The following is a 13638-nucleotide window of genomic DNA, read 5'->3' on the forward strand; positions in this document are numbered from 1 at the left end:
GCCGGCGGCTGTTGCGGGCATTTTGCTGCACTGCTGCGTTGACCGTGCGCGGAAACGGCGTTGATAATCCGGGCGATGCCGGCGGCCACCGCCCGGCCCGGTCCATACGGAGCTTTAGCATGCGCCACGCTCGCGTTCTTGCCGTATCCGCTCTTGCCACCGCCGTCGTCGTTGCCGCTGCTGCGTTCGCGCAGACCACGTTGACCCCGCTGCCCGACAACGGGCCGATCAACACCGCCTCGCTGGAGGTGGACTTCAGCAAGACCGACTGGGGCGATGCCAAGGCCGGCCAGACCAAGGCCTCCGCCTGCGCGGCCTGCCATGGCGCCGACGGCAATTCCACGGTGGAGATGTACCCGTCCATCGCCGGCCAGAGCGAACGCTACGTGGCCCAGCAGATGGCCCTGATCGCCAACGGCCAGCGCAGCTCCGGCGCCGCGGTGGCGATGGTGCCGTTCGTGCAGAACCTTACCCCGCAGGACATGCGCGACATCGGCGCGTTCTTCGCTACCCAGAAGGCCACGGCCGGCATCGCCGACGATACGGCGGTCGCCGACGGCCCCTACAAGGGCATGAAGTTCTACGAGATCGGCCAGCAGCTGTACCGCGGTGGCGATGCCAAGCGCGGCCTGCCGGCCTGCATGGCCTGCCACGGCCCCAGCGGCGCGGGCAACCCGGGCCCCGCCTATCCGCATCTCGGTGGCCAACACGCCAGTTATGTCGCGCGCCGCCTGCAGGAGTACCAGGCCGGGCAGACCCATGAGACCGACAAGACCCATTTCCAGATCATGGCCACGGTCGCGCAGAAGCTGAGCGAACAGGAGGTGCAGGCGCTGTCGAGCTACCTGCAGGGCCTGCACAACAAGGCCGACGACGTCGCCGTTGCGGCCACGCCGACGCAACCGGCTGCCGCCCCCTGACCACCACTGGTCGGCCCGGGCCGCCACCGCGGCCCCCGCCTGCGGTATGTTTCCTTCACGCCGGCGACCGCGCCGGCGTTGCTTTTTTCAACGGAGATGCGTGTCGATGAGGTTGATTCCCCGCCTGCTGTTGTCCCTGCTGGTCCTGCTGCCGCTGGCCGCCAGTGCCGCCCCCCCTGCCAACGCACCGCTGGTGGAAGGCAAAGACTACGAACGCATCGCACAGCCGGGCCCGTTCCAGCCGCTGGCCGGGAAGATCGAAGTGGTCGAGGTCTTCGGCTACACCTGCCCGCACTGCGCCCATTTCGAACCGCAGCTGGAAGCCTGGGCGGCCAAGCTGCCGGCCGACGTGCGCTTCACCCCGGTACCGGCCGCCTTCGGCGGTGCCTGGGATGCCTGGGCACTGGCCTACTACGCCGCTGACGAAGTGGGCGTGGCCAAGCGCAGCCATGCGGCGGTGTTCAAGGCCCTGCACGAGCAGGGAACGCTGCCGATGCAGAACGTCTCGGCCGATGAGCTCGCCACCTTCTACAAGGCCTACGGCGTGACCCCGGACCGCTACCTGCAGGCGCTGCGTGGCGATGCGGTGCAGAAGAAGGTCGACGCCGCCCGTGCGTTCGCCCAGCGCACCAAGGTGCCGGGCACCCCGGCCATCATCATCAACGGCCAGTACCTGGTACGTGGCAACAGCTTCGACGACCAGCTGCGCATCGCCTCGGCGCTGATCGCCCAGGCCCGCGCGGCCCGCGGCCGCTGAACCAACACCCACCATCGACGCGGCGCTGTCGCTGCCGCATGTCATCATTTCCCCCTGGCCGGTGCCTGACGCCGGCCCCACCATTCCAGATGCTGGAGACGTTTCCATGAAGATCCGTTACGCCCTCGCCCTCGCAGCGCTGCTGCCGATCCTGGCCGCCTGCAAGGCCGACGACGGCAGCACCAACACCACTGCGGCTCCGGCCGAACCGGCGGCCGCGCCGGCAACCACCGAGCCGGCGGCTCCGGCGGCGGGCGCCGAGGGCGCTGCCCCGGCCGCTGCCGAGGGCGAGAAGGCTGCAGCCGAAGCCGCTCCGGCGACTGCTCCGGCCCCGGCCACCGCCGCACTGACCGGCCCGGCCCCGGTGGAAGGCACCGACTACCAGGCGATTCCGAACGGCCAGCCGTTCCAGCCGGCCGCCGGCAAGATCGAAGTGACCGAGATCTTCGGCTACGTCTGCCCGGCCTGCGCCGCGTTCCAGCCGCTGGTCGGCCCGTGGAAGGCTGGCCTGCCGAGCGACGTGAACTTCGTCTACGTGCCGGCCATGTTCGGCGGCACCTGGGATGACTACGCCCGTGCCTTCTACGCCGCGCAGACCCTGGGCGTGCAGGAGAAGACCCACGAAGCGCTGTACGCCGCCATCCACTCGCAGAAGACCCTGAAGGGCGAGCGCGGCCGTGACTCGGTGGAGGACATCGCCAAGTTCTACGGCGCCTACGGCGTGGACCCGAAGCAGTTCGCCGCCACCATGGGCAGCTTCGCGGTGAACGCCAAGACCAACTCGGCCAAGCAGTTCGCCCAGCGCAGCCAGATCAGCGGTACGCCGTCGATCATCGTCAATGGCAAGTACCTGGTGAAGGGCAAGAGCTTCCCGGACATGCTGCGCATTGCCGACCACCTGATCGCCCGCGAACGCGCTGCCGCCCAGGCCCACTGATCCAAAGGACGTCGTTCCCGGCCGTGAATTCCCCCCGTACACGGACCCTGCGCTTGCTGACGGCCAACATCCAGGCCGGCTCCAGTACCCGCCGCTACAGCGACTATGTGACCCGCAGCTGGTCACATGCGCTGCCGGCGGGTCGCAAGCGCAGCAGCCTGGACGCGATCGCCAGCCTGGCGCGCGAACATGACATCGTCGGCCTGCAGGAGGCCGACCCGGGCAGCCTGCGCTCGGGCTTCACCAACCAGACCCATTACCTGGCCCAGCGCGCCGGCTTCAATTACTGGAGCCACCAGCCGAACCGGCGCATGGGCGGGGTTGCCTCCAGCGCCAACGGCCTGCTGAGCAAGCTGGAACCGGTGGAAGTGCAGGACCACGCCCTGCCCGGCCGCATCGGCGGGCGCGGCGTGCTGCTGGCCAAGTTCGGCGACGGTGCCGATGGCCTGGCGGTGGCGGTGGCGCATCTGTCACTCGGTGCGGGCTCGCGGATGTCACAGCTGGGCTTCATCGCCGAACTGCTGTCCGACCACCCCAACGCGGTGCTGATGGGCGATTTCAACTGCCTGGCCGAACGCCCGGAAATGCAGGTGCTGTACCAGAAGACCCGGCTGCAGCCGCCAGGCTGCATCGTGCCGACCTTCCCCAGCTGGCGCCCCGATCGCGCCATCGACCACATCCTGGTCAGCAGCGGCCTGCTGACCCGCAGCGTCGAAGCCGTACCGGCCGCGTTCTCCGATCACCTCGCGCTGGCGATGGCGATCGACGTCCCGGCCGACGCCCTGCGCTGACCACTCCTGGTGAGTGCCAACCTTGGTTGGCACGCTCTCCGCCGGGCATGGCCCGGCGCTACCCGGCCTGCGCCACCGGCACCTTCAGCGTTCGCGCGGTCATCGTGCTGCCCACCGAGGCCAGCACGGTGCAGCCGATCGCCAGCCACTGCAAGCCATGCAGGTGCTCGTGCAGCAGCAGCATGGCCCACAGCGCGGCCACCGCCGGCTCCATGCTGATCAGGATGCCGAACGTCTCCTTCGGCAGGCGCTTGAGCGCCATCATTTCCAGCGACATCGGGATCGCGCTGGACACCAGCGCCACCAGCAGCCCCGCCGCCAGGATCTTCGGATCGAGCAGCGCCGCACCGGCGTGCACCACGCCCACCGGCACCACCACCAGCGATGCGGCCAGCAGGCCCAGCGACACCGAATGCCCGGCGTGCAGGTGGCCGGCACGCTTGCCGAACACGATGTACAGGCCCCAGCACGCCGCCGCGCCCATCGCATATAGCACGCCGGCCGGGTCCAGCGCTGGGCCGCCGCCAATCGGCAGCAACAACAGCAACCCCACCGCCGCGCAGCCCACCCAGACGAAGTCGATCGGTCGTCGCGACGACAGCATCGCCACCGTCAGTGGCCCGGTGAACTCGATGGCCACCGCGATGCCGAAGGGAATGGTGCGCAGGGCCATATAGAACAGCAGGTTCATCAGGCCCAGGGTGAGGCCGTAGCGCAGGATGGTGATCGCATCCGGACGACTGGTCTTCCAGCGCCACGGCCGCCAGAACAACAGCAGCAACAGCGCCGAGAAGCCCACGCGCAGCGCGCTGGTGCCCTGCGCGCCGATCAGCGGAAACAACTGTTTTGCGTAGGAGGTGCCGATGGCCAGCGAGGTGACCGAACCGAGCACCGCCAGCGCCGGCAACATCGGCGCGAATCGTGAGGTCTGCATGGGCAAAGTCTATTGCGCCGACGCCGAGCACTTGGCTCAATTGACAGCCCGTTCGTGCAATTTCTGCTCGCCATGGCCATCGCCCCCGTGCTCGACAGTTTTGACCGCGCCATCCTCGACCTGCTGCAGCGGGACAACACCCTGCCGCAACGCGAAATTGCCGAGGCCGTGCACCTGTCCACCCCGGCCGTGCAGCGCCGCATCAAGCGCCTGCAGGACAGCGGTGTGATCGCCGCCAACGTGGCGGTGGTCGCTGCCGCGAAGGTCGGGCGGCCACTGACCATCATCGTCGAGGTGCGCGTGGTCAGTGAACAGCGCGAGCGCGTTGCCCTGTTCAAGCGCCGCGTACAGGAAGACCCGGCCGTGCAGCAGTGCTACTCGATCACCGGCGACGGCGATTTCCTGCTGCTGCTTTCGGCCGCGTCGATGGAAGAGTACGAGGCGATCACCGAGCGCCTGTTCGGCGGCGATGACAACATCGAGCGGTTCCGGACCTCGGTGGCACTGGGCACGCTGAAGCGGAATTTCGAGGTGCCGCTGCTACCGCCCCTGTAGAGTCGAGCTTGCTCGACTGCCCTTTGACCACGAAGCAACAGCCGTCGAACATAGCTCGACGCTACAGTCCGAAGCCATGAGCACATCCACTTCCCCTGCCCGTCGACTGCGCTGCTGGCTGCTGCGTGGCCTGTGGCTGGCCCTCGCCATCGTTGCGGCGATGACCTTGTGGAACAGCCCGTGGGCGGCCGCGCCAAGAATGCTGTGGTCACTGGCACGGATGCCCGCCGCCACCGCGCTGCCGGTGCCGGTGGAGGGCGTGCGCCCCAGGCAGATCGCCGACACATTCGGCGCACCGCGCGGCCGTGACCGCTCCCACGCCGGCATCGACATCTTCGCCAGGCGCGGTACGCCGGTGCGCAGCGCCACCATCGGGGTCATCGCCGATGTCCGCGAGGGCGGGCTCGGCGGCCGCCAGGTGTGGGTGATCGGCCCGGCGCGCGAACGCTACTACTACGCGCACCTGGAGGACTGGGCCGAGGGCTTGGCGCGCGGCCAGATCGTCCAGCCCGGCGACCTCCTCGGTCATGTGGGCGACAGCGGCAACGCCAAGGGCACCCCGCCGCACCTGCACTGGGGCATCTACGGCGCCGCAGGCGCGCGCGACCCGCTGCCGCTGCTGCGCTGACCCACCGCCTGCGCGGGAAACGGGGTCCATTCGTTCATGATTTGTAAATAGGAATTGTTCGTATTACCATTTCTTTCGTTTCCGGTAGCGCCAGGACGGCCTGCCCGCCCCTCCCTACCCGTAGCGCCTCGCCTCCCGGATGCGGTCGAGCGCGCGTGCCCGTCCAGGACCCCCATGACCCGTTCCGCTTCCCGTCACCTGCAGCCGCAGCGGCTGTCCGTTGCCGTGCTCGTTGCACTCTGCGCCGTGGCGCCGGCCGCCTTCGCCGACACCGCTGCCGACCCGACCACCCTCGACAAGGTCGTGGTCAAGGGCGAGCGCGCCGAAGGCTATTCGGTGCGCCGTACCTCGGCCGGTACCCGCTTCGACCTGGCGCCGCGCGAGATCCCGCAGTCGGTCAGCATCATCAGCCACCAGCGCATCGAAGATCAGAACCTGGACGACATCATCGACGTGCTGGCCAACACCACCGGCGTGACCAGCACCCAGTCCGACAGCGAGCGCACCGAGTTCTACGCGCGCGGCTTCTACATCGACAACTACCAGTTCGATGGCATCCCGACCACCATGGCGCAGAACTGGAGCTACGGCGATTCCGGCCTGGACCTGGCGCTGTATGACCGCGTGGAGGTGGTGCGCGGCGCCACCGGCCTGCTCACCGGCGCCGGCAATCCGTCCGCGTCGGTGAACCTGATCCGCAAGCACGCCGACAGCGCCCAGCTGGCCGGCAGCGTGTCGGTGAACGTCGGCAGCTGGGGTCGCACCCGCACCACCGTGGACGTGGGCAGCGCGCTCAACGCCAGCGGCAGCGTGCGCGGCCGCGTGATCGGCAGCTATCTGGATACCGATTCGCAGGTCGACCGCTACAACCAGCGCAAGACGCTGGGCTATGCGGTCATCGATGCCGACCTCACCCCGGACACGCAGCTGAGCGTGGGCTACGACTACCAGCACAAGAAGGCCACCGCACCGACCTGGGGCGGCTTCCCGATGTGGTTCTCCGACGGCACCCCCACCAACTATCCGACCTCGTTCAATCCGTCGCCGGACTGGACCTTCTGGGACACCACCAGCAAGCGTGCGTTCGCCACCCTGCAGCACGCGTTCGGCAACGGCTGGAAGTTCAAGATCGGCGCGACCCATGACCGGACCGATGCCGACGACAAGCTGTTCTATCCGTTCTATGGCGGCGGCTTCAACAAGGCCACCGGCGCCGGCGTGCTGCCGATGGCCGGCTACTACAAGACCCACCGCAAGGTGGACGGCGTCGATGGCTACGTCGACGGTCCGTTCCAGCTGCTGGGCCGCGAGCACCAGTTCATGGCGGGCCTGAGCTACAACAAGCGCGAGTACGTGAACACCGGCGATTTCCAGTCGGCCTGGGCGCCGCTGGACAACTACCTCAACTGGACCGGCAGTTTCCCGGAACCGAACTGGGCGGCAACGCTGCCGACGCAGAGCCAGGGCACCATCAAGCAGAAGGCCGCCTACGCCGCCACGCGCCTGTCGCTGGCTGATCCGCTGAAGCTGATCCTCGGCGCCCGCTACACCGACTGGAGCCTGGACGGCACCGAAGGCGCAACCGTCAGCCGCTTCAGCCACAAGGTGACCACGCCGTATGCCGGCCTGGTGTTCGACATCAATGACACCTGGTCCACCTACGCCAGCTACACCGAGATCTTCCAGCCGCAGACCTACCGCAACCAGCAGGGTCGCTACCTCGATCCGGTGGACGGCAAAAGCTACGAAGTGGGCGTCAAGGGCGCATGGTTCGACAACCGCCTGAATGCCTCGCTGGCGGTGTTCCGCATCGAGCAGGACAACGTCGCCCAGCAGACCGGTGGCTTCGTCGATGGTTCGGCCAACGAGTACGCCTACGTTGCCGCGCGCGGCACGGTCAGCCGCGGCGTGGAGTTCGAACTGAACGGTGAACTGGCACCGGGCTGGAATGCCACCTTCGGCGCGTCCCGCTACGTGGCCAAGGACATCAATGGCAGCGACATCAACACCCAGCTGCCGCAGACCGCGATCAAGGCCTACACCAGTTACACTCCGCAGTCGCTGGACGCGCTGACCTTCGGCGGCGGCGTGAACTGGCAGAACGGCATCTACTACACCGACCCGGTGTACGGCCGCTTCAACCAGGATGCCTATGCCCTGGTCGGCGCCTTCGTGCGCTACCGCATCGCGCCGCAGTTCAGCGTACAGGCCAACCTCAACAACCTGCTGGACAAGAAGTACTACGCGCAGATCTACGGCTACGGCGGCTATGGCGAGGGCCGCAACGGCTCGCTGACCTTTACCTGGTCGTTCTGATGCAAACGGCGCCGGGGCAACCCGGCGCCGCGCCCACATCAGAACCGCAGGTCCGCGCGCAGGTACCAGTAGCGGCCACGCGGGATGTCGTAGGTCGAGGCGTCGTAGCCGTTCAACGAGCACGACAGGCAGATCGGCGGATCCTTGTCGAACACGTTGTTCAGGCCAGCGGTCAGCTGCAACCCCTTCATCCAGTCGATCTTGTAGCCCACCTGCATGTCGTGGAAGGTGGTGGCCGACAGCGTGTTGGTGCCGGCCGCCTGGTTGCTGCACACCGGGAACGCCGCGGCATCACCGCAGTTCTCGGTCAACTCGGAGATGTGGCGCACCGTCCAGTTGGCGCTCCAGCGGTCCATCGTCCAGGCGATGCTGGCGTTGCTGGTCCACTCCGGAATCGAACTGTCCGCCACTTCCACGCCGGGCTTCTGCGGCTGCTTCTGCCCGGCCGCGCCGGTGGCCTCGTAACGGCCGACGAAGGTGTTCTTCCAGGCCAGCTTGAACTGGCCGATGGAGGTCTGCGGCAGTGTCCAGAACAGATCCACGTCCCAGCCATCGGTCTTGATCGAGCCCAGGTTGGTCAGGCGGTTGTTGAAGCTGCTGACCGCACCGGTGCTGGCACGGGTGATGCCATTGCAGTAGATCGGGTCCAGCGTATCCACGCACAGGTCCAGCTGGGTCTGCGCGTTGATCGCCTGGATCGCGCCGTCGATGGCATGGCGGTAGAAGGTCACCTCCACATCGAAGCGCTCCGACCACGACGCGTTGTTGCCGAACCACGGGCTCCACACGAAGCCGGCGCTGAAGCTGCGCGAACGTTCCGGGTCCAGCTCGCGGTTGCCGCCGGTGGTCACCGAGATCTGCGAGTTGGCCTGCTGGAAGCCGGCCGGTACGCCCAGCGCGGCGCAGTTGGCTGCACTGCCACGCGGCGGCGTGCCACCCAGGCCTACCGAGCAGGGATCGAACAGCTGCAGGTCGGCGCGCGCCGCCGAGCCGTACAGTTCGCCGATCGACGGCGCACGGAAGCCCTCGGCATAGGTCGTGCGCAGCACGAAGTCGTCGGTCACCTGCCAGCGCAGGCCGTACTTGGGCGTGAACTCGCCACCGAAGGTGGAGTAATCCGAGTAGCGGCCGGCCAGGCTCAGGTCCAGCTTCTTGCCGAACGAGGAGTCGGCGAAGATCGGCACGCTCAACTCCAGGTAGGCCTCGTTGACATCATAGGAACCGGAGGTCGGCTGCGACGGTACGCCGTTGTAGTGGCCGATCACCGTCAGCGGATCGGGCTGGTAGGAACCCTTGTACCTGCGGTGCTCGAGGCCGGTGGCGAAGGACACCGGACCGGCCGGCAGCGAGAACAGCTCGCTGGACAGGTTGGCGGTGAACAGGCTCAGTTCGTTCTGGCTGCGGTCGCGCACCACCGGCTGGATCCACTTCAGCATGTCCGGGGTGATCGAGCCGACGCCGCCGAAGATGTTCAGCGGCACGCAGCCCGGGGTGGCCGCACACACCGCCGGATCGCCCAGCGCCATGTTCACCTTGTAGATGTCATAGCTGCCGTAGTTGGTCTGCTCGGCCTTGTTCTTGCTGTACATGCCGTTGACGTCCCAGTACCAGCTGCGGTCGGCGGCGTGGAAGTCACCGACCAGGCCGGTGGCGAAATAGGTGGTGTCCACCTTCTGCTTGAACACGCGCGCACCGCCTTCCACCGGCCGGCGGCCGATCAGGCTCATGTTGTCGCCGGACACCAGATCGAAGCCGAACGGGTTGTACGGGTTCAGGCGCGAGACCACGATGTTGTCGGCCAGCGGATTGCCGGTCGCACCGTCGGGACCGAAGAACAGCGGCTCCGGCCCGGCCTGGTTGGTCGACTCGCGGCGATTGCCCAGTGCCTTGACGTACCACTGCACATTGTCGGTGATGTCGAAGCGGAACTGGCCGAACAGGCCTTTGCGCTCCGACGGCGTCAGCACCATGTTGTATTCGGCGAAGTTGAAGCGGTCGGCGGTGGTGAAGCAATGGTAGTCATCGCTGCGGTTGCAGCCGGCACTGCCGTCGTAACGCGGATTGCTCACGCCGGTATTGGGCACGATGTTCTGCACGGCACCGGTGTTCGGGTCGGTGAACATGAAGCGGCCCTGCGGAATGCCGCCGCTGCCGAACGCCAGGCCGGTGCCGGGAATCGGGAAGCGCGACTGCTCGCGGTCCTTGGCGAACACCGGGTCCTGCTTGGTCCAGCTGGCACCCAGGAACAGGCTGAAGCGATCGCCACTCTTGCCCCAGGCCAGGTCTACGCCCTTCTGCGCGCCGTCACCCTTGCTGTATTCGCCATAGTTCAGCGTCACCTGGCCGCCATCGAAATCGCGGCGGGTGATGATGTTGACCACGCCGGCGATGGCGTCGGAGCCGTACAGCGACGACGCACCATCCTCCAGCACTTCGATGCGCTCGACGATGGCCAGCGGAATGGTGTTGAGGTCGGTGGCCGAGCCCACGCCGGACGCGGACGATTCATTGACCCAGCGGATGCCATCGACCAGCACCAGCACGCGCTTGGCGCCCAGATGGCGCAGGTCGACCTGCGCCGAACCGGCGCCCACGCCACTGCCATCGGGCGGGAAGCCGAAATTGCCGGACGAATTGAACTTGGCGTTGAGTGCCGAGCCGGACCCGGTGAGCTGCTGCAGCACCTCGCCGATCGAGGTCAGGCCGGTGCGCTCGATGTCGCCACGGGTCAGCGTCTGGATCGGCACCTGGCCTTCGACTTCAGCGCGCTTGATACGGGTACCGGTGACCTCCACCGCGTCCAGGTTTGTGGTGGATTGTGCAGCGGCACCCAGCGGTGCCAGGACCGTCACGCACAGCGCGACGGCAACCGCCAACGGGCGGTGATGCAGGTGAATCATTCGCTCTCTCTCCAAAGGAATGTCGGGACATGGACTGCCGCGTTCCCCCCTGCAGGGCGGCAGCGTCTCCTTTGTAAACAAGCGGTAAAACTCCCGGCGTGACGATCGACACTCTTTCACGTGGAATTGACGCAATTGCCAGCCGATTACGTCAAATGACTGAAGATAAAGACCGGACAGTACTGTTCGAGGCAGGGACCTTGGTGCCGAGCACGACAGGACGCGCCGGAATTTCCCGGCTGTCATCAAGCGCTCTTGCCGGTGCCGCCGTTAGTAAGCCTGCGCCGCGACGCGAAGGCCGCGCTGCTGGATGGCAAGCAGCACCCGCGCCATATCGCCGTAGTCAGTCTGGTCGGCAGTGGTGAGGTGCAGCGAGGGCTGCTGTGCCGGTGGCAACTGCCGCAGCTGGGCAAGCGCGCGCTGCAGCGCCGGGTCGTCCAGCGGCCGGCCATCCCAGAACACGCCACCGGCAGCGTCGACATGCAGCGCGATCGGTGCCGGCAGCGCGTGCCCCGGCCCCGGGGGACACGCGGTACGTTGATCGAGCGGCAGCACCGCCGCCTGCGCCATCGGCAGCGTGGCGATCACCAGCGCCAACAGCACCAGCAGCACATCCACCAGCGGCGCCAGATTGATGCCGGACATCGGCGCACGGTCGTGCAGAGACCCATAGCGCATACCACGCTCCTTCGCGGAAATGGCGGCCCACGCCGGGCAGGCCGCGCCGTGCCCGAATCATCGCACGATTGCGATACGCGCCAGGGTTGCCGCTTCCGCCACACCCTGCATGCGCTTCCTCACCCCGCCAAGATCCATCGCCTGTCCAATCCATTCGCGGCGTGCATGCAATGCGAAACTGAATTCAGCCAACGCCCGCTATGCTCAGCGCCATGACCCGACGCTCTGCAACCGCCCTGTCCCTGCTGCCCTTGGCCACCACGCTGCTGATCGGCTGCGCCAATGCCCAGTCCCTCGACGCCCAGAACGCGCAGCTGAAAGCCGCGATCGCTGCTGCCGAACGCGGCCAGTTCGATCCCGGCCAGGCCGGCGCGCTCAGCCGCCACCCCGCGTATGGCTGGCTGGAGTACGCCAACCTGCGCCGCAACATCGACACCGTCGATACCGCGCAGGCGCAGGCCTTCCTCAAGCGCTACGACGGCCAGGCGGTGGCCACCACCTTCCGCAGCGTGTGGCTGCCCTCGGTCGCACGCCGCCAGGACTGGCCGACGCTGCTGGCCAACTGGGCGCCCACCGACAACATCGGCCTGCGCTGCGCGCAGCTGACCGCACGCCAGGTGACCGGCAAGGTCGATCCGCAGTGGATCAGCGAAGCACAGGACCTGTGGCGCAAGAACGGCAAGTCGCTGCCGGATGGCTGTGACGCGGTGTTCGCCGTGCTGCAGGCACAGGGTGGGCTGAGCGACGCGCTGCGCTGGGAACGCATCGATGCTGCCGCCGACGCACAGCAACCGGCGGTGATGCGCAGCGCTGCGCGCGGCCTTCCCGCCGCCGATCTGGCGCAGGCCAACAGCTACGCCGCCTTCGTCGACGCGCCCAATGCCAGCGCGCTGAACTGGCCGCGTACTGATCGCAGCCGGCGCATTGCGACCGATGGCCTGGAAAAGCTGGCCAAGGCCGACCCGGGTGCGACCGAACAGCAGCTGCCGCAGTACGCGAAGGCGCTGGGCCTGAGCGCGGCCCAGCAAGGCCAGGTGCTGTACCAGATTGCGCTGTGGACCGTGGCCTCCTACCTGCCCGACTCGGCACGCCGCCTCAATGCGGTACCGGAATCGGCCTACGACGAGCGGCTGCACGAATGGCGTGTGCGCGAGGCGATGTCGCGCGGCGATTGGCCGGCAGCACTGGCTGCGATCCGCAAGATGGGCGGCAAGCAGCGCAGCGATTCGCGCTGGGCCTATTTCGAAGGCCGCATGCTGGAGAAGACCGGCCAGGCACAGCAGGCCCAGCCGCTGTTCCGCGACGCCGCACGTGCCCCCACCTTCCACGGCTTCCTGGCCGCCGACAAGCTGCAGCAGGGCTATACGCTGTGTCCGTGGAAGCCGAACGACAGCGCATCGGCCCAGGCCGCGATCGCGCGGGACCCGGCCATCCAGCGCGCGATGGCGCTGTACCAGATCGACCGCACCGGCTGGGCCGTGGCCGAATGGAACAGTGCGCTGTCGCGCTTCGATGACACCCAGCGTCGTCTCGCCGTGCGCGTGGCGCAGGACAACGGCTGGTTCGACCGCGCCGTATTCGCGCTCGGCAAGCAGCCGCAGGAGCAGCGCCTGTACGACCTGCGCTTCCCGCTGCACCACGACGCCACCATCCGCCGCGAATCGGCACGCAATGCCATCGACCCGGCCTGGGTGGCGGCGGAGATCCGCGCCGAGAGCACCTTCACCCCGCGTGCGCGATCGCCTGCCAACGCGATGGGCCTGATGCAGGTGCTGCCGGCCACCGGTGCCGGCGTGGCCAAGTCGATCGGCCTGACCGGCTACGGCGGCGCCGACAGCCTGTATGACCCGGATACCAACATCGCCATCGGTACGGCGTACCTGCGCCAGTTGATGAACAAGTACGACGGCCTGCCGTACGTGACCATCGCCGCCTACAACGCTGGCCCGACCCCGACGGCACGCTGGCAGGGCCAGCGCCCCGGCTTTGATCCGGACCTGTGGATCGAGACGATCAGCTACAAGGAAACGCGCGAGTACGTGGCCCGCGTGCTGGCCTTCAGCGTGATCTACGACTGGCGCCTCAATGGCGATGCGCTGCCGCTGAGCGACCGCCTGATGGGCCGCCTGGTGGACAAGCGCAAGAACTTCAGCTGCGCCGCCAACGCCGATCAGGGCGGGGATTGATCACAACACGGTCGTGCCGGCCAGCGGGCCGGCATC

General features: G+C 67.5%; 11 protein-coding genes. 8 read left to right on the forward strand and 3 right to left on the reverse strand.

Annotated features, from left to right (window positions below; translation table 11 throughout):
- Positions 1-119 precede the first annotated feature (119 nt).
- The 4 genes from ACMZPQ_RS19130 (at position 120) to ACMZPQ_RS19145 (ending at position 3405) form a co-directional block, all read left to right on the forward strand.
- A complete protein-coding gene (locus ACMZPQ_RS19130; protein WP_197583356.1) occupies positions 120-920 on the forward strand; it encodes a c-type cytochrome in 801 nt (266 codons plus the stop codon).
- A gap of 106 nt (positions 921-1026) precedes the next feature.
- The gene (locus ACMZPQ_RS19135) at positions 1027-1677 is read left to right on the forward strand and encodes a thiol:disulfide interchange protein DsbA/DsbL (protein WP_197583357.1); all 651 of its coding nucleotides are present in this window, start codon (positions 1027-1029) and stop codon (positions 1675-1677) included.
- Between the two features lie 106 nt (positions 1678-1783).
- A complete protein-coding gene (locus ACMZPQ_RS19140) occupies positions 1784-2614 on the forward strand; it encodes a thiol:disulfide interchange protein DsbA/DsbL (protein ID WP_197583358.1) in 831 nt (276 codons plus the stop codon).
- 53 nt (positions 2615-2667) lie between these two features.
- Entirely contained in the window at positions 2668-3405 is a 738-nt protein-coding gene (locus tag ACMZPQ_RS19145) for an endonuclease/exonuclease/phosphatase family protein (protein WP_197583366.1), read from the forward strand.
- Between the two features lie 58 nt (positions 3406-3463).
- Here ACMZPQ_RS19145 and ACMZPQ_RS19150 read toward each other — a convergent pair whose 3' ends face one another.
- Positions 3464-4339, reverse strand: coding sequence for an EamA family transporter (locus ACMZPQ_RS19150; protein ID WP_197583359.1), 876 nt, complete (start codon positions 4337-4339; stop codon positions 3464-3466).
- 72 nt (positions 4340-4411) lie between these two features.
- On the opposite strand from ACMZPQ_RS19150, the gene ACMZPQ_RS19155 reads away from it, so the two are divergent.
- The 3 genes from ACMZPQ_RS19155 (at position 4412) to fhuE (ending at position 7838) form a co-directional block, all read left to right on the forward strand.
- Positions 4412-4894 (forward strand): Lrp/AsnC family transcriptional regulator, encoded by a 483-nt coding sequence (locus ACMZPQ_RS19155; protein ID WP_197583360.1) that lies wholly within the window; start codon positions 4412-4414, stop codon positions 4892-4894.
- A gap of 76 nt (positions 4895-4970) precedes the next feature.
- Entirely contained in the window at positions 4971-5522 is a 552-nt protein-coding gene (locus ACMZPQ_RS19160; RefSeq protein ID WP_197583361.1) for a M23 family metallopeptidase, read from the forward strand.
- 174 nt (positions 5523-5696) lie between these two features.
- Positions 5697-7838, forward strand: a complete 2142-nt coding sequence (gene fhuE / locus ACMZPQ_RS19165; protein ID WP_197583362.1) for a ferric-rhodotorulic acid/ferric-coprogen receptor FhuE — start codon at positions 5697-5699, stop codon at positions 7836-7838.
- Between the two features lie 38 nt (positions 7839-7876).
- On the opposite strand, the gene ACMZPQ_RS19170 is transcribed toward fhuE, so the two are convergent.
- Positions 7877-10738 carry a TonB-dependent receptor domain-containing protein gene (locus tag ACMZPQ_RS19170; RefSeq protein ID WP_197583363.1) on the reverse strand — a complete coding sequence of 954 codons (2862 nt, stop codon included), beginning with the start codon at positions 10736-10738 and terminating at the stop codon, positions 7877-7879.
- A 270-nt stretch (positions 10739-11008) separates the two neighbouring features.
- On the reverse strand, positions 11009-11416 hold the full coding sequence (locus tag ACMZPQ_RS19175) for an ExbD/TolR family protein (protein WP_312646567.1): 408 nt from the start codon (positions 11414-11416) through the stop codon (positions 11009-11011).
- 200 nt (positions 11417-11616) lie between these two features.
- Between ACMZPQ_RS19175 and ACMZPQ_RS19180 the strand changes: the two genes are divergently transcribed.
- Positions 11617-13602, forward strand: coding sequence for a transglycosylase SLT domain-containing protein (locus ACMZPQ_RS19180; RefSeq protein WP_197583365.1), 1986 nt, complete (start codon positions 11617-11619; stop codon positions 13600-13602).
- Positions 13603-13638: the final 36 nt, after the last annotated feature.

Source organism: Stenotrophomonas maltophilia, from assembly GCF_047497515.2.
Classification (GTDB): Bacteria; Pseudomonadota; Gammaproteobacteria; order Xanthomonadales; family Xanthomonadaceae; genus Stenotrophomonas.